The following is a 20,850-nucleotide window of genomic DNA, read 5'->3' on the forward strand; positions in this document are numbered from 1 at the left end:
AAATGATGTTGAGCTAAGCATCGGCCGGTCTTGAACTACTTTAGAGTCAAAATTCTCATGTCTCGCTGGACGCTATACTCATCATTTAAGTTCAAGCAGCAGACTGTACGAACAGACTTAGAGCCGCTAACAAAACCCCCTTGAATCTAAGTTTGGCTATGTCCACGATAGAGGCATGAGACATCGCAAAGAGATTACGGCTGCGCTGTGGAAGCGCATCAAGCCGCTATTACCAGAGCATAAACGCTCACCCAAAGGCGGTCGTCCTCGCCTGGAGGATGAGCTCGCCCTTAAGGAAGGTCTGAAGTAGCCCTGTATTTCCGGTCGACTTCAGCCCTCGCTGCTTTTGAAAGCGGGCCGTCGATCAAAATCGACCAGGTAACCCGCTCAGTTCTCCGTTTTTGGCCGCCGCGAGCACCTCGCAGCAGCCATTTTCCGCATTACAAGTGCACCTTTCCTGCGGTAGTCAGCAAATGTCGGCGCGCCATCCATAGGTTTGACAGCGCGAACAGCGTCACCAGCTGAGCGGTGTTCTTGGCCAGGCCACGGAAGCGCACCTTCACGTAACCGAACTGGCGCTTGATCACTCGAAACGGGTGCTCGACCTTCGCTCGCACTTGTGCCTTGGCCTTCTCGATCTTGCGCTTGGCTTTGTACAGGGCGCTGCGTTTATCGAGCTTCTTGTAGGTGCTGCGGCGTGCTGCGACCTGCCAGATCACTTCGCGGCCAGCATGTTCGGGGCGCTTTTCGACGCCGGTGTAGCCGGCATCGGCGCAGACGACGTTCTCGTCACCGTGCAGCAGTTTGTCGACCTGGGTGATATCCGCCACGTTGGCTGCCGTGCCTACCACGCTGTGTACCAGCCCCGACTCATCATCCACGCCGATGTGCGCCTTCATGCCAAAGTAATACTGGTTCCCTTTCTTGCTCTGGCGCATTTCCGGGTCGCGCTTGCCGTCCTGGTTCTTGGTCGAGCTGGGCGCGTGGATCAGTGTGGCATCGACGATAGTGCCCTGGCGCAGCGACAGGCCGCGATCCCCCAGGTAGCCATTGATTACGCCGAGGATGCCGGCTGCCAGCTCATGTTTCTCCAGCAAGCGACGGAACTTGAGGATGGTGGTTTCGTCGGGAATACGCTCCAGGCTCAGCCCGGCGAACTGACGCAGGATGGTCGTCTCGTAGAGCGCTTCTTCCATGGCCGGGTCGCTGTAGCCGAACCAGTTCTGCATCAGATGGATACGTAACATAGCCATCAGCGGATAGGCTGGACGATCACCTTCACCCTTTGGGTAGTGTGGCTCGATCAGGGCAATCAATCCCTTCCACGGCACCACCTGATCCATCTCGATCAGGAACAATTCCTTACGGGTCTGCTTGCGCTTGCCGGCGTACTCGGCGTCGGCGAAGGTCATCTGCTTCATGGAAAAACTCGGCTGGCGGGATCGGCGTATTTCACCAGATTCAGGAAGTCTTTTTCAGACCTTCCCTAGTGTGGTGAATCACAAGTACATTTAATTAGTTTCTACGAAAAGCTCGTGCTGCTCTACCTACCGAAGCCAGGATTTCACCAGCGCTCCTACTCCAGCGGAAGGGCCTCGGGTTCTGGTTGTAAGTAGCCAGGTAATGGTTAATAGACTGCTCAAGATCGCTTACGCTGGTATGTGATTGCCGCTTGATCCATCTCTGGCTAAGGGTCGAGAAGAAACGTTCTACCAGGTTTAGCCAGGAAGCCGAGGTTGGGGTGAAATGCACCTGATAACGAGGGTGTGCGGCTAGCCAGGCCTTTACCTGATCGGTTTTATGCACCGCATAGTTGTCCATGATCAAGTGAACCGGTAGGTCCGTACAGATCTCTTCATCAATAGCCTTCAAAAACTCCACAAACTCAGCGCTACGATGACGACGCTTGAGACGCCCGATCACTTCGCCTGTGGCAACATCCAGCGCAGCAAACAATGACGTTGTGCCAAAGCGCTGATAGTCATGTGTTCGAGTTGCCGGATGGCCTGGTGCCAAAGGCAGACCTGGCTGGGTTCGATCCAGGGCCTGGATCTGGCTTTTCTCATCAATACACAGCACCAGAGCCTTATCCGGTGGGTTCAGGTATAGCCCAACGATGTCATGAACTTTATCGACGAAGGCCGGATCGGTTGAGAGTTTGAACGTCTGCTCAAGGTGAGGCTTAAGGCCAAAGGCTCGCCAGATACGTTGCACACTGGCCATGGAAATATCGGTAGCCTTGCTCATGCGGCGCGAACTCCAGTGGCTGGCATCCTCAGGCTTGGTTTGCCGGACCCGATCAACAACCTCCTGAACCTTCTCGTCACTGATACTGCGGGGTCGCCCAGATCTGGGCTCATCATTAAGCCCCTCAAGTCCCCATTGTGAGAAGCGAAGACGCCACCGCGACACGGTCTGAGCAGTAATACCCAGGCGCCTGGCAATCGATGAGCCGGGTTCACCGCTAGCGCAAGAAAGGATGATTTCAGCGCGTAGTTTTGAATCCGCAGGACCTTTACGCTGAGCCCTTCGACGGCTGAGCTCGGCATGTTCTTGCCTGGTCAGGGTGATCTGTACAGCAGGACGGCCTGTTCTCATCGCATGCCTCCTTGAGTCAGTTTTGAATACTCACTCTGCAGACCATATTTGTGCTTGGTAGTTGTGATTCACCACACTAGAGTCTGTATAAATATGAGGTTAGGTTGGTGGCTGAAAACCCTGCCGATACCCATGTGCCATACCTGGATGTAGGGCCGGTTCACGCGATTGGCGAATGCTGGTTCCAAAGCCCGGAGGACTACCAACGATATATCGAGTCGGCAGTGCGCAAAGCCTGGTTCGAACATGGCAAAACGTTCATTGGCCAGCTCAAGCCCTTCGTCACTGAAACACTTGTTTGAAAGCTGCTCAAAGCGGTTATCGCCGATCAGGCCACCCCTCCATTCATTCTGGAGGGGCTTTCATCTACGAGTGAACCCCTGGTTATTGATTTAACGTAAATCACTGGCAGATTCCCCAATGAACATGGGGACCCGTGCGAGTCTCAATTCGCACGAGGTGCCGTCTATGTGTCGTTTCGACAGCATGTCCGACGACTGCGCGTGGGAACCATCGATCAGGTCGCCGATGGGGTAAAACATATCGAGCGGCTGATGCCTGCAAATCTCTCAGAAATCCTGGCAAGTTGCCGGGATGGTTCAGTGACGTGCCATGCAGCAACCCCAAGATGGCCCAACTGCAGGCAGTGAAACTCATTTCGCAGGGGTACACACCGGAACACTGCCTGGACATCAGTACCATCTGGTAGCGCAAAAGGTTGTAGCCCAGCAGCACACCCCATAGCTCTTGAGCGATCATCTCTGGCATCTTGCTTCTCAGGGTATATTCGCCGCCCAGCAGTCTCTGCTTGATCGCCCGATAGCCCAGCTCAATTTCCCAGCGTTGACTGTAAAGGTCGACGATCTCCCCACCCGGAAAGCGCAGCGGGTCGACCACCGAAGTCAGTACGCTTACCATTTTTCCCTTGATCATCTTGCGCAACAACCGCGCTCGCATTTCGAGCGGACGACAGGTGGTATGTGGTCGGTAAATACATAGCGGCCATACTGTAAGCGCGAGTAGGCGGGTCTTTGGGCTGACGCCCGGCGATATCGTCAGGGCGTCAGATCCATACAGCCGTTCGATCAGGCTGCCGGCTTCAGAATGACCTTTGTCCAACCCTCATCTCGCGCATCGAAATGCTTGTACGCATCGGGCCCTTCCGCCAATTTCAGGCTGTGAGAGATGATCTGCGAAGGCTTGGCGCGGTCGTGATGGATCAGCTCCGCAAGCCTGCGGTTATAGGCTTTGACGTTGGCTTGCCCGGTGCGTATCTGCTGGCCCTTGAACCAGAACGCGCCGAAATCGAAGGCCATTTTGCCTTCCTTCGCCAGTTCATTTTTCGCGCCCGGATCCTGAGGAACAAACACCCCGACGACGCCGATGCCACCCGTGGCCTTGGTGGAAGCTACCAGGTTGTTCATCGTCAGGTGATTGACCTCATGGCCGTGTTTGTCACAGCACTGGTACCCCACACACTCACAACCTCGATCAGTGCCTTTGCCGTGAGTCAGGTTGAGGATCTGATCAACCGCCTCTTTCTCCAGGGAGTTGATTGGCGTGGCCCCCATCTGCGCGGCCAATTTCAATCGATCCGGATGGTTGTCGACCACGAACACTTGCGAGGCGCCTTTGATCATCGCGGCATGAGCTGCCATCAGGCCCACTGGCCCTGCACCGTAAATGGCGATGCTTTCACCCGGCATCAGGCCAGCCAGTTCAGTGGCATGCCATCCGGTGGGGAATATGTCTGACAGCATGACGTAGTCGTTTTCTTTCTCTTGCGCATCCTCTGGCAGCACCAGGCAATTGAAGTCCGCATATGGCACACGCAGCAGTTCTGCTTGACCACCCTGGTATGAGCCCATATCGGCAAACCCGTAAGCAGCACCAACACTGCCGGGGTTGGCCGTGAGGCAGAAACCGGTCAAACCTTTTTCACAGTTTTCGCAGAAACCGCAGCCGATATTAAATGGCAAACAGACGCGATCACCTACCTTGATGCGATCTACGCCGGCGCCGACTTCGATGACTTCTCCGAGGTTCTCGTGACCGAAAACACGTCCCGTCTCCATCGAGGTGCGGCCCTCGTACATATGCAGGTCAGAGCCGCAGATATTGGTAGTGGTGATGCGCACTACGGCGTCGGTAGGTTTTTCGATCTTGGCGTCTGGGACATTTTGCACGCTGACGTCGCGTGGCCCGTTGTAAACGATGGCCTTCATTAGACTCTCCTGTTCAAGCGACGATGAGGGGGGTTCGTCTGCTTACGGGACATCTGTCTAGTTCTACGAACGTATGTTCCACAAATCGAGCTATGACCAGACGAGTGGTAATGCCGTCGCCCGCGCGTGGCGGCCCTTGAATTTGCAGCTCGTGACGAAATTAGACAGTTGAACGCCATAGAAGCAATATGGCTACGACACCCCTGTCAATCAGCGCCTCACGTCCCTCATGAGCTCCCTGATGCACTGGCCAATTACCGCTCGCGTTCCATCAACAGCTTTGAGGGAATATCGGACAGTTTCTGCAACTTCAGACCTTCCTTAGGTTTTCGAAATTGTTGCGACTGCAGACGGCGATTCATCCAGCCGCCCTAGGGTCTGCTTGTAATGGCTGCGACTGCTTGTAATGGCTGCGACTGCCTGAACAATCTCCATGAACAACTTAGGAATGGCATTCCAGCCACGGGGACAGCTTGCAGGGCTGCTATCGACCCAAAGCGGACGGTCTCGGCAGGCTGTTTACGGCCCAGGCTGTGTAAAAACGCAGCGAGTGATGGATAGCTGGATATTGGATCGTTTTTAGGGGCGCTCAGCGGCCTCGTGGGCCCTGGTGTGTCGATTCGAGGCATCCCGCTGACTTGGGGCAAGTGCGACCTCCACGAGGTAGTGCGGCGAGTTAAGTGGGCAGCCAACGGGATTTCAGGCCCTCATTGCCGCCATCAGCACACGATTGCCCAGCAGGTTCAGCACTCGTTTGAAGTTGTAGGCGAGCACGTGCAGGCTCATTTCCGTGCTCACCCGGTCGAGCGTTCGGGTGAGGAAATGAGTGGCGCCCATCCAGGCCTTCAACGTGCCGAACGGATGCTCCACCGTCTGACGGCGGATGCGCATCATCTCCGGTGCCTGATCCAGGCGAGTCTGCATCGCATCGAGCACCGACTCATGCTCCCAGCGACTCACACGGCGCTGTGCGCTCGGTGTGCACTGATCTTTCAACGCGCACCCTTGGCAGTGCGAACTCCAGTAACGGTGCAGCTTTAGCCCTTTCTCGACGCGTGAGAAGCGCCAGATCAGGCTTTGCCCAGCAGGGCATCGGTACTCGTTCCTTGCTTCGTCATAGATGAAGTCACCTTTGCCAAAGCGGCCAGCCGCTGTTGCTCCAGAAGTCAGCGTCTTGGGCACGAAAGCAGTGATGCCGGCTTCATGGCAAGCCAGAATTTCCTCGCTCTTGAAATAGCCTCGGTCGGCGACCACCGAGAGTGCTTCCACGCCCATCGCTTCCCGCGCCTGCATGGCCATGCTGCTCAGTTGATCACGGTCGACGCCGTCGTTGGTGACTTCGTGCGTCACGATCAGATGATGCTTCGTATCGACCGCAGCTTGGACATTGTAACCGACCATCCCGGTGCCGCGCGTCATCATCGAGCGAGCATCAGGATCGGTCAGTGAAATCTGCTTGTCTGGGGCGGTCTGAAGCTGGATCTCGATGGCCTGGAGTTCCTGCATCTTCACTTTTAACGCCGCGATCTTGCTGTGCAGTCGCTCGGCCTTGGCTTGTGCCACGGCAGGTTCCTGCCGATCGGCAGTGTCCAGGGCGGTGAGGTAGCGGCTGATGCTGGATTCGATTTCCTCCATCCGCCGTTGCAACTTGGCGCTGGTGAAGTTGCGATCACGATTGTTGACCGCCTTGAACTTGCTGCCGTCGATAGCCACCAGCGCTTCGGCGAACAGACCGAGCTGCTGGCACAGCACGACGAACTGCCGACAAACGCCGCGGATGGCCTTACCGTTGTCCTTACGGAAGTTGGCGATGGTCTTGAAGTCCGGCATCAGGCGCCCGGTCAACCACATCAGCTCAACGTTGCGCTGGGTCTCTCGCTCAAGGCGGCGACTGGACTGAATTCGATTGAGGTAGCCGTAGATGTAGATCTTCAGCAGGACGGCAGGATGATAAGCAGGCCTACCAGTTTCTGCAGGGACAACGCCCTCGAAACCGAGTTGACCAAGGTCGAGTTCATCGACGAACACATCAACCACGCGCACCGGGTTGGTGTCCGCCACGTAGTCATCCAGGCTCTCGGGAAGCAGCACGCTTTGGCTTCGATGCTCACCTTGGATAAAACGCTTCATCGGCATCCCCCGCTGATTTGACTCCATCAAATCACAGCAAGGTCGATGCCAGCGTTTTTACACAGCCTGGGCCAAAAGCGGTCATCAGGGCTGGCTTGAATCGGGGCCGAAGGATTACGCTCTCAGCCCCATAATTGCTGGTCAGACAGTTACCACGATCTTGCCGATCTGCTGATTGGTTTCAAGGAAACGATGGGCATCCTGGATGTCGCTAAGTGTGAATGTCTTTGCGATGATCGGGCGCAACGCACCGGACTTCAACCCTTGCAGAATAAAAGCCTTTGCTCTCTCTAGGGCTTCAGGGTCGGCCACAATCTCTGCGTAGAGATAGCCCTTCAAAGTCAGGCTTTTGCTCAGCACGGTAAACAGTGGGAATGGTGTCGGTTCAGAGCTAAGTGCGCCGTACTCCAGCAAAATTCCGCCCCGCGCCATGCTCTGCGTGAGAGGTTCAAAGGACGGCCCGCCTACAGGATCGAATACAACGCGAGCGCCTTGACCGGCAGTTATCGTCATAACACGCTCGACGATATCCTCTTCATCGCTGACGATGACATGCGCAGCGCCTGCATCAAGTAGGGCTTGCTTCTTCGCGTGAGTTCGAGTGATCGCAATCGATGTGGCGCCGACCATACGAGCCATTTGGAAGGCGGCCAAGCCAACACTGCTTGACGCGGCGGTAACGATGACAAAATCGCCCTGCCGTAGCTTCGCCTGTTCAATCAATGCCCCCCAGGCGGTGACGTACTGCATCCAAGACGCCGCAGCCTCTTCAAAGGACAAGTTCTCAGGGCTCTTTACCACCAGGTGGGCCGGTACATTGGCCAACTCGCCGTAGGTGCCCCAGCGAGTAATATCCAGAGGTGGGATCAGAGCGACCGAGTCACCAATCGTGATCTCGGTTACGTCGCTCCCAACTGCCGTTACGATGCCTGCGGCCTCGTAGCCTAAGCGGCTGGGGAACTCCGCTTCTTGTAGGTATGCGTGATTGCGGAACATCACTTCGGCTCGGTTCAAGCCAATGGCTTTAACACTAATTTGCACCTCGTTTGCTGCTGGTGCCGATACTTCCAGATCTTCCAGCTTCAGAACGCTGGCGTCACCGTATTCATGAATTCTGACAATGCGTGCCATCATAGATATCTCGTTTATCAATGGGCCCCGACGTACATCCGGAAGGTATCCGGGCACTCGAAAGGTGACGAAAATTTAGTCATTGGTTGGCGCTAGATAAAGGCCTACGATGGCGCATTACTAGAAACAGAGTGTTTATAATGGATCGCCTGACCCAGATGGCCACGTTCGTCAAAACAGTTGAGCTGGGTTCATTCAGCGCCGCTGCGGACGACCTGAATCTGTCCCCTCAATTGGTAGGGAAACAGGTGAAAATGCTCGAACAACATCTGGGTGTTTCCCTGCTGCACCGGACTACGCGCAGGCATAGCCTCACCGACTTCGGCAGGGCGTTCTACCCGCGAGCAAAACTGATCCTTGCAGACATGCAGTCTGCCGAGAACCTGGCGGCCCTCACTCGGGGCACACCAAGTGGCCGCCTTCGCATCAACGCGCCGGTCACGTTCGGAATTCGCACGCTTTCGCCACGCCTGCTGGAATACATGGTTCGGTATCCTCAAGTGTCTGTTGACCTAACGTTATCGAACGAACTGGTCGATATCGTTGATGATGGTTACGACGCGGTATTTCGCATCGGCGAGCTGGTGAGCAGTGGGTTGAAGGCAGTGCCACTGGAGCCCTATCAGATGGTTTTATGCGCTGCGCCGTCCTATCTTGCACGTCGCCCTCCCATCATCAATCCGTGGGATCTACAGCAGCAGGAGTGTCTGGGGTTTACCTATTCTGATGGCCGCTCACACTGGAGCTTCGACAGCCCGGAGGGGCGTATAGATGTTCCTATTACAAGCAAATTAACGATCAATCAAGGTGATCCACTGCTGGCAGCGGCTGTAGCTGGTCTAGGTGTGGTTCTACAGCCGATAGAGTTGGTTAGCGATGCACTGCGCGATGGGACACTGGTGCGTCTGTTGCCGCAGTACCCAGTGCCGAATACCGCAATGCACATCCTCTATGCCCCTGACCGAAGAATGACTCCAAAGCTGCGCAGCTTCTTGGAGTTTGCGCGTGAGGCTTTTGGGCAGCGAGGCCCTCTCTAACGCACGAAAATCAATGTCTGCGCTATCCGGTATTCGTAAAAGGACGACGATTACCGTGGCTCACCGGATATGACCAAGCACCCCTTGCTGAGGAAGTACCTGCTGTAGCACTTCGCGGCGGAAGTCGAAGAACTGAAAGATGCCATGTTCGTTGGCTTGGGGCCGCAGGTCCAGAGCGTGCTGGACCGCCTGATCCAGGAGCGGGTTCTGAATCCCGACCGGGTGATTGGCGGCATGCTGCACTCCTCCGGAAACTGCACCTACCGGATCAACTACCTCATCGGCGACAGAAGCGCGCTGGTCCCGCACGCCACCAGCCCTGTGCCTTACGACCAGGTCCGGCGAGCATTTCGGGAGCGGTTCGTCACCGCCTGATCGAACGTCGGATGAGTGGATGCGGGCGCGGGTTCAATTCCGCAAGCGGGAATAGAACTGGCGTCCTGTCTGATGCGCTCGGTTGGTGATCCGACCAGAGCAGAACTGGTAGGATTGCGGGCATCAAGGGCCGGATTCCGCACCTTTCCGCAGGAGTTTGCAGCGGTCGTAAGGCGCTGAGTTACATAGGTTTGGCGCAGGGTTCCACCCCACCGAGCCCCTGCAGGAGTTCGAATCGTTACGCACGCCCCCCAGAAACCCTCACTAGCCCGCACGGCACGATGCTAGGTCGTTGATTTTCAAGAAATCGCTCGATCGATCCGCGCTTGCGGACTGCGGACTTCCAATGGGCCGGAAATCTGGCTCGCCCAGTCGGCTCTCGGTACCGACACGTTGCAAACAGTCGGTACTTCTCGATAACTACCCGACGAATCGGAACATCTCAGCTAGCCCTGATGTTGCCCCTGCTTGCTGACGCAGCTTGGAAGTTCTGGCTGCAATATTGCCCCCCCAATCGCTGTGGAAGGTAGCTCCCTGGGCAAGTGCAATCGAGGGGGGGGGGATCGCTGCGTAGGGCCGTGTGACCCCCATCCTGCAGCATGACCTGATTGGGTCAAGGCCGGGTTGTCATGCAGGCAGTTTGGCTGCAAGCAGTTCGACCTTCTCGATATTGGGCGGAGAACTGAGCAAGGTCGCGGCGTTGGCCATCAAGGCCGCGGCGATCTGGCCGTTCAGATGTGCTTGGCGACCTGCCTCATCGGCAAAGGCATCGAACACACCGAACGTCGAAGGGCCAAACTTCAATGCGAACCAGGCAGTGGTGCCGGACTCGGCGTTGGCGAGCGGCAGTGCGCTGGCCAGGAAGTCGGCAAGCGCAGCCTCCTGGCCGGGTTTGGCTTCGAGGCGAACAAACAGGGCGAGCTTGGTCATACTGTAATCCTTTGGGTAAATGGGTTAGGTGAATGGATCAACGAGCCTGCAGTCTAGGTCGTCATGACAGCCATCTCTATAGACAATAATGACAACATTGATATCATTGTTGCCATGAAACTCCACATCCTTGTTTGTGATGGCGTGTTTGATCTGGGGCTTGCGGCGCTCACCGACACAGTGGGCTTGGCCAATGCGATGGCGGGCTCGCTGCCACAGGCTCCCGCGCACATAGAGCTCACGCTGGTGGGCGTGCGGCGTCGCATCCGAACTGCGCAAGGCTTGACGGTCCCCGTGGTCCCTGCGCGTAGTGTGCCGGAACCAGACGTCGTGCTCGTGCCCGCGTTTGGCGACAAGATGCCTGACACGCTCTCAGCTCGGCTCACACGCCCCGATGTGCCCGACGCGGTCGCGGCGCTACAGCAGTGGTCCACCGCTGGCGCGCACCTAGGTGCCGCTTGCTCCGGTAGCTTCTTGATTGCAGAGAGCGGCCTGCTTGATGGGCATCGTGCGACGACGTCATGGTGGCTGGGGCCGATGTTTCGGCAGCGCTATCCGAACGTCAAGCTGGAAGAGTCACGCATGATCGTGAACTCGACACGCTTCACCACCGCTGGTGCCGCTTTGGCCCACGTCGACCTGGCCTTGCGCATCATCCGGGAGCGCAGTCCGGCGCTGGCGGCCCTGGTGGCACGCTATCTGCTGGTCGAGGCACGCAGTTCGCAAGCCGAGTTCGTTATTCCCGACCACCTTGCGCATGCCGACCCGATGGTGGAGCGCTTCGAGTGCTGGGCCAGAAGTCAGCTCGCGAAGGGGTTCTCGCTGGCCGAGGCGGCCAGCGCCGCGGGCACAAGCGAGCGCACCTTGGCGCGGCGGCTGCAAAGCGTTTTGGGCAAGACACCGTTGTCGTATTTCCAGGACCTGCGCGTGGAGCATGCCGTCCATCTCTTGCGCACCGGAAACGCGAGCGTCGACCAAGTCGCCGCACAGGTCGGGTACTCGGATGGGGTGAGCCTGCGGGCCCTGTTGCGCCGCAAGCTGGGCCGGGGTGTCAGAGAGTTGCGACGCGGTGGATGACCAGAGGCGTTTGGTGTATACACGGCTGGAGACCGCCGAGAAACTGACGCAGGCCAAACGGCGCATTTGGACCTGACAAAACTACTGCCCGCCACGGCGCGCAAGCTCCAGTTTGACCCCGGACAAAGTTTTGCTGGCAATGTCGTGGTTGAGCAAATCAATACCTTGATTGAGCAACGCTGTGCACTGACGATTCGGCGGCTCACCGACCCCGCCGCCGACAATGACGCAGCCGCCGAGCCCACCGTTTGGGCTACCGTGCGGACACGGGTTTGATTCAGGGTTTGGGAATTGAACCTACATCCCATCGCAGACGAGTTTGATGCCCGTTTCCGGCGACCAGCATGGCTGAGAAACCTGCTTGCAGGTCTACAATCGGGCAGGCTTTACGATCGAGTTCGCAATGGTTCGCAGCAGCTCGTTGCACTTCTATTGCGTGGTTCTCCCATTGAGGAAGATTAGAATGTATCTGCCGAGCACGATTCCTTATCAGCAGCATCGAGGGTTCAGCCGAACCTTCACTCCGGGTCATTTGAGCCTGGGATTGTTCTTCCCTTTGGAGGCCTTCGGTGGGGACATTCCGAGCATGCTCAACCAGGTCGAATTGGCCAAACGAGCGGAGGCTCTGGGCTTCTGCGCACTCTGGTTTCGCGACGTGCCTCTTCGGGACCCTAGCTTCGGCGATGTTGGCCAACTGTTCGACCCTTGGGTTTACCTGGGCTACATGGCTGCTCATACGTCGGAGATAGCGCTTGGCACCGCATCCATTGCCCTCCCTATACACCATCCTCTGCACACGGCCAAGGCATCAGCCAGCGTTGATCAGTTGAGCGAAGGTCGCTTGATACTGGGGGTAGCTTCCGGCGATCGCCCAGTGGAGTTTTCGGCTTTTGGCGTCGATCCCGAAAGGCGCGGAGAAATCTTTCGGGAGCACTACGAGGTGATTCGCAGAGCCCACAGCACCAGCTTTGAGCCCATTCGCTGGAGCGGTGGAGAGATGCGGGGCGCAGACCTCATTCCGAAACCCACTACCCAAGTCATTCCAATGCTCGTGACTGGGAATAGTCGCCAGTCACTGGATTGGATCGCGCGCGAAAGCGTCGGATGGATCAACTATCCACGTATACCGAACATGCAGCGAATGATCGTGGAAGATTGGCGGCAGGAGGTCATGAAGCAATGTGGCCCCGTCTATAAGCCCTTCACTCAGTCGCTCTACATCGACCTCGATGAGAACCCGTCTACGCCGCCCACTCGCATTCATTTGGGGTTCAAACTTGGACGCTACCATCTCCGGTTTTTGCTCGAGTCGCTTGAGGAAATCGGAGTGGACCACGTTATCCTGAATCTCAAATACGGAAAACGCCCTGCTGAGGAAGTCATTGAGGAGCTGGGTACTCACATCGTTCCGCAATTCGGAGTACAGCCGCGTCCTGAAGCGAATTGATACGCCGGTTGGTTTGCTGCGTTACAACAGACGGGCCTCACGGCCGTGCTGTTACTGGAGTGCGCCGCTCTAATGATGCTCACTGAGCATCCCGCGCTTCTTGGTTTGGCGGATCAATGCGCTCGATGTTCCCCAGTACCAACGCTCGTCCGGCAAACAGGCCGCCCGATGTTTCCAAGGCAAAACGTTCGGCATCACGTTTGCGCACTTCGTCGATCACCGCGTCGGCTTCGCGCTCCGACGCCCCCAGAGTCACCACCGCCTGACGGCCGAGCAGCAGGGCCGACTCAGAGGTTTCCCGCACGATATAGTCGGCGTCGTGTTTGACCAGTTCCAGCGCATGTTCGCGGTCAAAAGCGCGCACCAGCAATTTCACTTGCGGGCAGTAGTGCCGCGTACTTTCGACAATGCGTGTCGCGGTTTTTTTATCGTCCACACAAACAATGATGGCGCGGGCGTAGCACAAGATCCTGAGCGTTCACCAGGAACTCTCCAGGGTAAGAGTGGCACCTGAAGTGTAGTTCAGGACACCGGCATCGTTTGAAAGGGTGACCAAAGATTCAGCAGCTTCTGCCGGTCCATACCGTAAAGGGCGTCCTAACAATCCTTTCATTTATACCGAGCGCGCAGGCATGGCTTGAATCTTGGTCAATGCACTCTGCCCACGATATCCAGCTTAAATACAAGTTTTGTTTTAAGGGGTCGCCAACCAATCCATCTGATATGGTAAATTTTCGATCACCTGAGCCTTTTTCGTCAACCAACAGTCTATAAAGTGCATGCTCGATGTTCTTTCAAACAACAAAATAGCAGCCAACCAGTTTTGGCTCTTGGGCACACTGACGCGCTCGAGAATTCAGACCCTCCCAGGATCAACAATAGAACCCCGCTTATCAGAAAGAAATGGGATAAATAACTATTCACTTGATTTGGAGATGGCCGCTGTGCGAAAGCTTGGCTTGGGCTTCCTGGTTACTGGCGTTTTGGGGCAACTATCAGCACTACTATGGACCTACACGTCCACGGGACCCATTTGTCAAAATAACGTCGACAATTCATACATCCAGCAAAAAGTGAAAAAGTTCGAACAACTACTCGATGACACTGCTAATAAAGTTGCGACAGAGCTCAGTACAAAACATTCCTACGGGCTCGCGCCTTTTGCGAAAAACGAATACCGCATACCCGATTCAACGGAGGCTGACGCCGTACGGTTTTCGATCGAAAAGCCAGACGAAGCATCAGTATTTACGCTGCCTTCATTGCCCATACAGGCACACAAATGGCCGATTATCCTTAGCGGTCTGATCACTTTTACCTCTGCCTGCTCTTGGCACTCTTCGCCAGCAAAAAAGCCGTTGATCCGCAATGGCACGTCTTTCACACCGTGCGAGGATCGCTAATCACGCTAGAACGCCCGTGTTTGGCCTGCGGCGGCTTCATTTCCCACGCTGCAAAAGCCGCTTCAGCAACGCCTTCATCCGGTCTGTGGGTGATCGAAATTGCGTTGAACACACCAAGCCGCCATCGCGCCAGAAAAGCCATTCAGCAGCTGGGGTTGCCGGTAGCGCGTAAAGAAAACAACTTTGTCGTCATCGGCCCGTATAAACAGAAGCAGGACGCGGCCCGAGTCGTGAAAGAGTTGAGTAAACTTCATGGCGTTAGAGGATGGATAATGGCGGGAAATTGACATAGCCCGATTTAGCTCTGGGCCAAACTCGAACAAACGGCTACTTGTTTGACACAAGAAAGCATTCATGACCACAAAATAACTTAGAGCCGAATTCGCCCTGAAGAAATGCCTGATCGCCTACTTATGGATCAAGTTTTAAATCAGCGAACTGAACTACGGCCTCGATGAGTAGACTTTACAACTTTCGTAGCCTATACAAGCCGCTAACTTTCAAGATGAAAGACTCACTTCATCGGCGGGCGCATTGCCCTATACCTCCGCTCTCCTCTCGGTTCAACTCTCCGCATAACTATCCACTACCCTTCGGTACTGGCTGGGAGAGGCGCCGATGTGTTGCTGGAAAAACCGCGTGAAATGACCTTGCTCGGAGAACCCGAGGTTCTCCGACAACAGGCCCAAGGTTCCACTGCGCTCATGCTCAAGCCAGGCAAAAGCCCGGCGCATGCGCGCATCGTTAAGCAACAGGGTCGGCGTCATGCCGGTATCCTTCTTGAACAGCGTAAAGAAGTGCGCCCGCGACAGCCCACAAGCCCGCGCGGCATTGTCGATCGGGTTCGGATCATCGAGGTGCTCAAGCAACCAGGCGGTGCCACGGCGCACGCGCGCGTCCCGGAACTCACCTGAGTTCGGCGCACCCAGTAGCGACAAATGCCGCCAGCTGGAAAAGTCCTCGATCAGTTCGATCAGGAAGTCGAAAAGCATGGATTCAATGCGCTCTTTCGGCACGATCCCGCAGCCATGCGCTTCGGCGACCAGTATGTCGGCCAAGGTGCGATTACGACTCGACAGCTCGATGCACGACTGGGCAAAAAAGTCCGGCCGACCGCTGAGCGCCAGCGACTGCTGGGCAGTGGCCAGCCAGGCGGACTCGATGTAGAGCGCCAGAATTACGGTGGCACCGACACCCGGCTGCGGATCGTAGAAATGCGGCTCCCAGGCGTTGACCAACACCGCCGTGCGATCGCTGAGCGGAACCCGCCGACCGTTGACGTTGAAGTAAGTGTCTTCACCGGACACCTTGACCAGCACATGGCATTCGGAATGGGTGTGGGTGACCAGCGAACGATCCATATTCAGCAAGGCGACCCGACCAAACCTGCCGTGGAAAACCCGTTGGGCAATCGACATCAGATTCCTCCGTTCGCTTGAAGCGATATTGTTATCGGCCATAATGAAGGATCACCGTAGCTTCTATCTGTTCTGGACCCCGGCGATCGCTCAATGGTTCAGCAACACTTGGCGGGCTACTATCGCGCGCGAATGACCGAGCGTCAACCTCGACTTTCGCAGCCCCCACGCTCATCGGAAAAACCGCCTTACAAGGCATGGCGTTCTTTCCCGTGATAAACGCGCAGGATATCGGCCACCACCGCCAGAGCGATTTCCGCCGGGGCCTTGCTGCCCAGATCGAGGCCGATGGGCATATGCAAACGGGCAATCTGTTCATCCGTCAGACCACCGATGCGCTTGAGCCGCTCGGCGCGCTTGGCCGAGGTTGCCTGAGAACCCATGGCACCGATGTAAAAGGCCGGGGTGTGGACCGCTTCCATCAGTGCCAGATCATCGATTCGCGGATCGTGAGTCAGCGCCACCACCGCGGTCGCTGCATGGCAACCTCCGGCGGCAATGAACATTGAGGGCAGCACACGTTGCATCTCCACACCTTCGAGATGTACATGCAGCATCTCTTCCCGGGGGTCGCAGGCGATGACTTCGCAGCCGATGGCGCGGGCAAAGCTGGCGCAGACTTCAGCGACAGGCGAGAGCCCCGCCAGAATCAGTCGTAACGCCGGGCCAACGCTGATGCGCACCCTTTCGTCGACGACTTGCACCCGCTCGCTGCCGTGTCCGGTGTCTGGGTCCAGGCGCAAGGCACCGCTGCTCAGCTCGACGTGACGCAGCAGACGGCGCTGGCCGAGTAACGCCGCTTGCAGACTCTCCAGGTGTACGATCCATTCGAGACTAGCAGCGCGGTGCTCGACCAGCACGATCAGGACGCCCCCACAGGGCAATCGTAGACGGTGGCGTTGCTCGACGCTGTCGCCATAACTGACGATCTGCGCCGGTTCGCGTAATTCACCGCGCGTCAGGCTTTCGAGAAACTCCTCTTCGACGCAGCCACCCGACAGCGAGCCAACGTGTTCGCCCGTGCCATTGGCCACCAGCATCGCACCCGGCGCACGCGGTGCGGAGCCATAGGTGGAGAGCACCGTGCACAGCCATTGGGCCCGCCCGGCGCGAGCCCATTGCAGTGCCTGGTCGATCACCTGAACATCGAGATGGCGCATGTTTTCTGTACCTCAAGCAAAGCGTGGTGCTGCATGCAGGGTTACGTTTACGGTAACCTTCGAGCAATCTTGTTCAATCGTTGATTCAACATGTCGCCACAACAATTTTTGCAACTTGGGCCGCTGCGCCTGGAATATCGCCAACTGCCTCCGGCTGACCTGTCGCGACCGACGCTGGTGCTGTTGCACGAAGGCCTCGGCAGCGCCGACCAATGGAAAGACTTCCCCCTGCGCCTGGCCCAGGCCAGCGGTTGCGGTGTGGTCACTTACAGCCGTCAGGGTTATGGGCAATCGAGTCCGGTAACCCTGCCGCGTCCGCTGAACTACCTGAGCAGCGACGGCCCTCGTGAACTGCGGCAATTGCTCGATGCCTTGCAACTGCCACAAGTGGTCTTGCTCGGTCACAGTGACGGCGCATCCATCGTCCTTGCCTATGCCGCCGCCAACGATCCACGCGTGTTGGGCAGCATTGCACTGGCGCCTCACGTGATTGTCGAGACCGAGAGCCTCGATGGCATTCGCCATACCACCGAGGTTTGGCATCAGGGTGAATTGCGCGAACGCCTGGCACGCCACCATGGGGCAAATGTCGATGGCGCTTTTCACGGTTGGAGCGACAGTTGGTTGCACCCGGACTTTTCCCTGGACGATCTCGAAGCGCAGCTGGCTTTGATCGAAAGGCCGCTGCTGGTCATTCAGGGTCGCGAAGACCACTACGCCACGCCCGAGCAACTGCGGGTCATCGAGCGAAAGGTGCCTGGGCCATGCCGCTGTGTATTGCTGGATAACTGCCGACACTTTCCCCAGACCGAAGCGACCGAGCGGACCCTGCAGCTGGTCTGCGAATTCCTCGAGCGCCTCCCCGCCTGAACCTACCGAACGTGATTCAACCATCGACCACCTCATCCAGCGTTGCTACGCGCTCCGGCTGTTCACGCCAGCGACGCACGATCCCCAGTTCGATATCGAACATGTCCAGCACCCTGCCAACGGTATGATCGACCATGTCTTCCAGGCTGGTCGGCTTGGTATAGAACGCTGGCACTGGCGGCGCGATCACTGCACCGAGCTCGGCCAGCTCGGTCATGCTGCGCAGGTGATTACGGTGCAGTGGCGTCTCGCGAACCATCAGCACCAGGCGCCGGCGTTCCTTGAGCACCACGTCGGCGGCGCGGGTCAGCAGTGTCGAGGTCACGCCGCTGGCAATCTCCGACAGGCTGCGTATTGAACACGGCGCGATGATCATGCCCATGGTCTTGAACGAGCCACTGGCGATCGCCGCGCCAATGTCCTGATTGACGTAGCTGACGTCCGCGAGGGTCTTGATCCGCGACCAGGACATGTCGGTTTCATGGGCCAAGGTGATCAGCGCCGATTTGCTGACCACCAGATGGGTTTCAATTGGCGTGTCTCGCAACAGCTCCAGCAGACGCATGCCATAGACGGCACCAGAGGCACCGGAAATGCCTACGATCAACCGCTCCGGCCGACTGTTACTATGCGCGCTCATGATCGCCTTCCTCTATTAGACCTTCTTTGTAGAAGTGGATGGAGTCCAGTGCACTGGTCATGGTTTTGCCGATCATCTCGATGAACAGCATGGCCGCAGGAGTCAAGGGTCGACGGGCGTCGTGCACACAGACCATGCGTCGGCTGATTCCTGGCGCGGCCAGCGGATAGGCGCATAACGCACCCTCGTGCAATCCGCGATGCAGGATGGTTGCCGGCAGCACGCTTATCCAGTCGCTGCGACGCAGGAAGTCCTCGATGACCGCCAGGTCGTCCACCTCCAGCTGCGGGGTGACTTCGATACCCTGGGCGCCAAGGTACTGGTCGATCACCCTGCGCAAGCCGTGACGACGCGAGGGCAGCACCAGTTTGAATCCCGCCAGACTGGCCAACGGCAAAGGCAACGCTACGTTGAGGCGATTGGCTGCACGGGTGGCGATCAGTAGCTCCTCATCGAAGATGTCACGGCCGACCAGGTGCTCATGCTGAAAGCTTTGGTTGATGACCGCGAAATCCAGCGCGCCGGTCAGGACCTTCGCAATAAGTTCCTGGCTGTAGCCCGAGGTGACACTCAGTTCGACCTGTGGGTGATGCTCGACGAAATGCGCCAGGGTGCTGGCCAACGCGTTGTTGGCGGCAGAGGCGATCAGCCCGGCGCTGATGCGTCCGCCAATCTGGCCGCTACGGTCGATCAGGGCCTGACGCGCCGCCAGCAGCTGGCCAAGAATCGGCATGAACAAGCGATAAGCCTGATCTGCGGCCTCGGTCGGCGCCATGCCCTTGGAGCTGCGCTCGAACAACGTCTGCCCGAGCTCTTCCTCAAGCCTGGCGATCTGCATCGACAACGCCGGTTGCACGATATTCAAGCGCTGTGCAGCCCGGGTGACGGAGCCCTCTTCATAGAGGCAGGTGAAATACTTCAGATGGCGCAGCTCCATAGTCACCCTCGCGTGCGCGCTCAACCGAGTGTGCCGACGTTCTGATAAATGTGTTTGAGCTCGCTGAAATCCAGCAGCGCATCGACGCCATGCAAGCGCCCCAGGCCGCTCTTGCGGTAGCCACCGGTTTCCGCCTCGGCGAACAATTTGTTGTGGTCGTTGAGCCACACCGTACCGTTGCGCAGTGCCCGAGCGACACGCCAGGCGCGAGCGCCCTGCCCGGTCCAGACACTCGCGGACAGACCGAACTCGGTATGGTTGGCGCGCGCTACTGCCTCGGCTTCATCTTCGAAGGACTCCAGCACCAGCAACGGGCCGAAAATTTCTTCCTGACAAAAGAACGCGCTGCTATCGCGATGGGCGATCAGCGACGGCGCGAGAAATGCACCATTGCCCAGTTCACCCTGCGGGCGACCACCGGCCAGCAGCACTTCGTCACAGCTGTCCAGCGCCTCGCCAATGCGCCGCTCAACGCTGTCCCGGGATTGCCAGTCGATCAGCGGTCCCATGTTCGTCGCTGGATCGAGGCCATTGCCCAGGCGGATCCGCCCCAGTGCGGCGCTCAGCGCGGTTTTCATTTCGGCGAAGCGGCTGGCATGCACCAGCACGCGCCGGGCGGCAGTGCATTGCTGGCCAGAGATAATGGTGGCCGCCGCGGCCAGTTTCGGCGCGATGGCGGCAATATCGGCATCTTCAAAGACCAGGCAGCAGGACTTCCCACCCAGTTCCAGAGAGAGCTTTTTCATGGTCGCCGCGCAGTCGCGCATGATGCGCTGGCCGGTAGCGGTCGAGCCCGTGAAGCTGAGCACATCCACCCGCGGCGAAGCCACCAGATGCGCTGCCCCGGCATGCCCGCTCTCGGTGAACAGATTGACCGCCCCTGCCGGCAGGCCCGGCAACGCGAACAGCGGTTCGAGCATCGCCGCGTTGAACAGCGCGGTTTGTGGCGCGGGTTTGATCACCACCGTGCAACCCGCCGCGATCGCCGGCGCCAGAGCACGAACAAGCAGCACCGCCGGGGCATTCCACGGAATGATCAGCCCCGCCACTCCGGCGGGTTCGCGCAGCATGCTGGAGAACTCACCGGGCGCCACTTCGAGCATGTGCCCCGGGTTGTGCCGGGCCAGGCCGGCGTAATAAAGAATCTCGGAAATCGCCCCGCCGATCTCTCCTCGGGACTGCGCCAATGCCTTGCCGTTCTCGCGAGTCAGCAACTGCGCGAGTTGTTCCTGACGCGCTGTCAGGCCGGCAGCCCACTCCAGCAATAGCTGCTGACGCAGGCGCGGATTCTGCGCCCACTGCGGGTCGTTGAAGGCTCGGGCGGCGGCGGCCACCGCCGCTTCAGCTTCGGCCTCGCCGCCGTCGGCAAAGCATCCGATCAGCTCACCGTTTGCCGGGTCGAGACTGTCGGTCCAACGATCCGTAGCGGTCCATTGTCCATCGATGAAGTGTTGGCTTTGCATGAGTCCTCC

General features: G+C 57.8%; 21 protein-coding genes and 1 pseudogene. 8 read left to right on the forward strand and 14 right to left on the reverse strand.

Going from position 1 to position 20,850, the window contains the following annotated elements; all coding sequences use genetic code 11:
• Positions 1–175 precede the first annotated feature (175 nt).
• Positions 176–310: a transposase gene (locus GM154_RS17630; RefSeq protein ID WP_219652941.1), complete on the forward strand. Its 135-nt coding sequence runs from the start codon at positions 176–178 to the stop codon at positions 308–310.
• A gap of 130 nt (positions 311–440) precedes the next feature.
• Here GM154_RS17630 and GM154_RS17635 read toward each other — a convergent pair whose 3' ends face one another.
• Both GM154_RS17635 and GM154_RS17640 read right to left on the reverse strand, forming a co-directional pair.
• The gene (locus GM154_RS17635; RefSeq protein ID WP_219652942.1) at positions 441–1,421 is read right to left on the reverse strand and encodes an IS5-like element ISPpu18 family transposase; all 981 of its coding nucleotides are present in this window, start codon (positions 1,419–1,421) and stop codon (positions 441–443) included.
• Between the two features lie 94 nt (positions 1,422–1,515).
• Positions 1,516–2,598: an IS630 family transposase gene (locus tag GM154_RS17640; RefSeq protein ID WP_219652943.1), complete on the reverse strand. Its 1,083-nt coding sequence runs from the start codon at positions 2,596–2,598 to the stop codon at positions 1,516–1,518.
• 83 nt (positions 2,599–2,681) lie between these two features.
• Here GM154_RS17640 and GM154_RS17645 point away from each other — a divergent pair, with 83 nt between their 5' ends.
• Positions 2,682–2,900 (forward strand): hypothetical protein, encoded by a 219-nt coding sequence (locus GM154_RS17645; RefSeq protein WP_084213921.1) that lies wholly within the window; start codon positions 2,682–2,684, stop codon positions 2,898–2,900.
• Positions 2,901–3,000: 100 nt separating this feature from the next.
• Here the strand turns inward: GM154_RS17645 and GM154_RS17650 are convergent, their stop codons facing one another.
• From GM154_RS17650 to GM154_RS17665, 4 genes are all read right to left on the reverse strand, one after another.
• A complete protein-coding gene (locus GM154_RS17650; RefSeq protein ID WP_219652944.1) occupies positions 3,001–3,717 on the reverse strand; it encodes a transposase in 717 nt (238 codons plus the stop codon).
• Positions 3,684–4,823, reverse strand: a complete 1,140-nt coding sequence (locus tag GM154_RS17655) for a glutathione-independent formaldehyde dehydrogenase (RefSeq protein ID WP_010799141.1) — start codon at positions 4,821–4,823, stop codon at positions 3,684–3,686. Before GM154_RS17655 ends, GM154_RS17650 begins: the two co-directional genes overlap by 34 nt.
• A gap of 699 nt (positions 4,824–5,522) precedes the next feature.
• Positions 5,523–6,953: an IS1182 family transposase gene (locus tag GM154_RS17660; protein WP_219652945.1), complete on the reverse strand. Its 1,431-nt coding sequence runs from the start codon at positions 6,951–6,953 to the stop codon at positions 5,523–5,525.
• Positions 6,954–7,094: 141 nt separating this feature from the next.
• A complete protein-coding gene (locus GM154_RS17665; protein WP_219652962.1) occupies positions 7,095–8,084 on the reverse strand; it encodes a zinc-dependent alcohol dehydrogenase family protein in 990 nt (329 codons plus the stop codon).
• A 140-nt stretch (positions 8,085–8,224) separates the two neighbouring features.
• Here GM154_RS17665 and GM154_RS17670 point away from each other — a divergent pair, with 140 nt between their 5' ends.
• A complete protein-coding gene (locus GM154_RS17670; RefSeq protein WP_219652946.1) occupies positions 8,225–9,121 on the forward strand; it encodes a LysR family transcriptional regulator in 897 nt (298 codons plus the stop codon).
• A gap of 60 nt (positions 9,122–9,181) precedes the next feature.
• Here the strand turns inward: GM154_RS17670 and GM154_RS17675 are convergent, their stop codons facing one another.
• Together GM154_RS17675 and GM154_RS17680 are read right to left on the reverse strand one after the other, a co-directional pair.
• Entirely contained in the window at positions 9,182–9,430 is a 249-nt protein-coding gene (locus GM154_RS17675) for a hypothetical protein (protein ID WP_010799145.1), read from the reverse strand.
• A 693-nt stretch (positions 9,431–10,123) separates the two neighbouring features.
• A complete protein-coding gene (locus GM154_RS17680; protein WP_007182542.1) occupies positions 10,124–10,426 on the reverse strand; it encodes a putative quinol monooxygenase in 303 nt (100 codons plus the stop codon).
• 768 nt (positions 10,427–11,194) lie between these two features.
• On the opposite strand from GM154_RS17680, the gene GM154_RS26030 reads away from it, so the two are divergent.
• From GM154_RS26030 to GM154_RS17695, 3 genes are all read left to right on the forward strand, one after another.
• Positions 11,195–11,503, forward strand: coding sequence for a helix-turn-helix domain-containing protein (locus tag GM154_RS26030; protein ID WP_371106407.1), 309 nt, complete (start codon positions 11,195–11,197; stop codon positions 11,501–11,503).
• A gap of 66 nt (positions 11,504–11,569) precedes the next feature.
• Positions 11,570–11,779: a hypothetical protein gene (locus tag GM154_RS17690; protein WP_219652947.1), complete on the forward strand. Its 210-nt coding sequence runs from the start codon at positions 11,570–11,572 to the stop codon at positions 11,777–11,779.
• Between the two features lie 187 nt (positions 11,780–11,966).
• On the forward strand, positions 11,967–12,950 hold the full coding sequence (locus GM154_RS17695) for an LLM class oxidoreductase (protein ID WP_219652948.1): 984 nt from the start codon (positions 11,967–11,969) through the stop codon (positions 12,948–12,950).
• A gap of 79 nt (positions 12,951–13,029) precedes the next feature.
• Here the strand turns inward: GM154_RS17695 and GM154_RS17700 are convergent.
• Positions 13,030–13,407: pseudogene (locus tag GM154_RS17700) on the reverse strand (potassium transporter); the annotation flags it as partial.
• Positions 13,408–14,280: 873 nt separating this feature from the next.
• Here GM154_RS17700 and GM154_RS25680 point away from each other — a divergent pair.
• Positions 14,281–14,640 (forward strand): SPOR domain-containing protein, encoded by a 360-nt coding sequence (locus GM154_RS25680; RefSeq protein WP_230382341.1) that lies wholly within the window; start codon positions 14,281–14,283, stop codon positions 14,638–14,640.
• Between the two features lie 276 nt (positions 14,641–14,916).
• On the opposite strand, the gene GM154_RS17710 is transcribed toward GM154_RS25680, so the two are convergent.
• Positions 14,917–15,771, reverse strand: coding sequence for an AraC family transcriptional regulator (locus tag GM154_RS17710; protein WP_010799150.1), 855 nt, complete (start codon positions 15,769–15,771; stop codon positions 14,917–14,919).
• Positions 15,772–15,959: 188 nt separating this feature from the next.
• Positions 15,960–16,931, reverse strand: coding sequence for an XdhC family protein (locus GM154_RS17715; RefSeq protein ID WP_010799151.1), 972 nt, complete (start codon positions 16,929–16,931; stop codon positions 15,960–15,962).
• 90 nt (positions 16,932–17,021) lie between these two features.
• Between GM154_RS17715 and GM154_RS17720 the strand changes: the two genes are divergently transcribed.
• Complete coding sequence (locus GM154_RS17720; RefSeq protein WP_219652949.1) at positions 17,022–17,801, forward strand: alpha/beta fold hydrolase; 780 nt, start codon at positions 17,022–17,024, stop codon at positions 17,799–17,801.
• Between the two features lie 16 nt (positions 17,802–17,817).
• On the opposite strand, the gene GM154_RS17725 is transcribed toward GM154_RS17720, so the two are convergent.
• The 3 genes from GM154_RS17725 to GM154_RS17735 are packed head-to-tail and all read right to left on the reverse strand — an operon-like array spanning position 17,818 to position 20,841.
• Entirely contained in the window at positions 17,818–18,441 is a 624-nt protein-coding gene (locus GM154_RS17725) for a UbiX family flavin prenyltransferase (protein WP_010799153.1), read from the reverse strand.
• Positions 18,428–19,378 carry a LysR family transcriptional regulator gene (locus GM154_RS17730; protein ID WP_219652950.1) on the reverse strand — a complete coding sequence of 317 codons (951 nt, stop codon included), beginning with the start codon at positions 19,376–19,378 and terminating at the stop codon, positions 18,428–18,430. The genes GM154_RS17725 and GM154_RS17730 overlap by 14 nt, the downstream gene beginning before the upstream one ends.
• 20 nt (positions 19,379–19,398) lie before the next feature.
• A complete protein-coding gene (locus tag GM154_RS17735) occupies positions 19,399–20,841 on the reverse strand; it encodes an aldehyde dehydrogenase family protein (RefSeq protein ID WP_010799155.1) in 1,443 nt (480 codons plus the stop codon).
• Positions 20,842–20,850 lie beyond the last annotated feature (9 nt).

The organism is Pseudomonas sp. MAG002Y, from assembly GCF_019400845.1.
GTDB classification, from domain to species: Bacteria; Pseudomonadota; Gammaproteobacteria; order Pseudomonadales; family Pseudomonadaceae; genus Chryseomonas; species Chryseomonas luteola.

Bases quoted from the DNA above. Each gene is read 5' to 3' on its own strand.
- GM154_RS17630 (WP_219652941.1), top strand. From the start codon at position 176: ATGAGACATCGCAAAGAGATTACGGCTGCGCTGTGGAAGCGCATCAAG.
- GM154_RS17635 (WP_219652942.1), bottom strand. From the start codon at position 1,421: ATGAAGCAGATGACCTTCGCCGACGCCGAGTACGCCGGCAAGCGCAAG.
- GM154_RS17640 (WP_219652943.1), bottom strand. From the start codon at position 2,598: ATGAGAACAGGCCGTCCTGCTGTACAGATCACCCTGACCAGGCAAGAA.
- GM154_RS17655 (WP_010799141.1), bottom strand. From the start codon at position 4,823: ATGAAGGCCATCGTTTACAACGGGCCACGCGACGTCAGCGTGCAAAAT.
- GM154_RS17660 (WP_219652945.1), bottom strand. From the start codon at position 6,953: ATGAAGCGTTTTATCCAAGGTGAGCATCGAAGCCAAAGCGTGCTGCTT.
- GM154_RS17665 (WP_219652962.1), bottom strand. From the start codon at position 8,084: ATGGCACGCATTGTCAGAATTCATGAATACGGTGACGCCAGCGTTCTG.
- GM154_RS17670 (WP_219652946.1), top strand. From the start codon at position 8,225: ATGGATCGCCTGACCCAGATGGCCACGTTCGTCAAAACAGTTGAGCTG.
- GM154_RS17680 (WP_007182542.1), bottom strand. From the start codon at position 10,426: ATGACCAAGCTCGCCCTGTTTGTTCGCCTCGAAGCCAAACCCGGCCAG.
- GM154_RS26030 (WP_371106407.1), top strand. From the start codon at position 11,195: ATGGTGGAGCGCTTCGAGTGCTGGGCCAGAAGTCAGCTCGCGAAGGGG.
- GM154_RS17695 (WP_219652948.1), top strand. From the start codon at position 11,967: ATGTATCTGCCGAGCACGATTCCTTATCAGCAGCATCGAGGGTTCAGC.
- GM154_RS17710 (WP_010799150.1), bottom strand. From the start codon at position 15,771: ATGTCGATTGCCCAACGGGTTTTCCACGGCAGGTTTGGTCGGGTCGCC.
- GM154_RS17715 (WP_010799151.1), bottom strand. From the start codon at position 16,931: ATGCGCCATCTCGATGTTCAGGTGATCGACCAGGCACTGCAATGGGCT.
- GM154_RS17720 (WP_219652949.1), top strand. From the start codon at position 17,022: ATGTCGCCACAACAATTTTTGCAACTTGGGCCGCTGCGCCTGGAATAT.
- GM154_RS17725 (WP_010799153.1), bottom strand. From the start codon at position 18,441: ATGAGCGCGCATAGTAACAGTCGGCCGGAGCGGTTGATCGTAGGCATT.
- GM154_RS17730 (WP_219652950.1), bottom strand. From the start codon at position 19,378: ATGGAGCTGCGCCATCTGAAGTATTTCACCTGCCTCTATGAAGAGGGC.
- GM154_RS17735 (WP_010799155.1), bottom strand. From the start codon at position 20,841: ATGCAAAGCCAACACTTCATCGATGGACAATGGACCGCTACGGATCGT.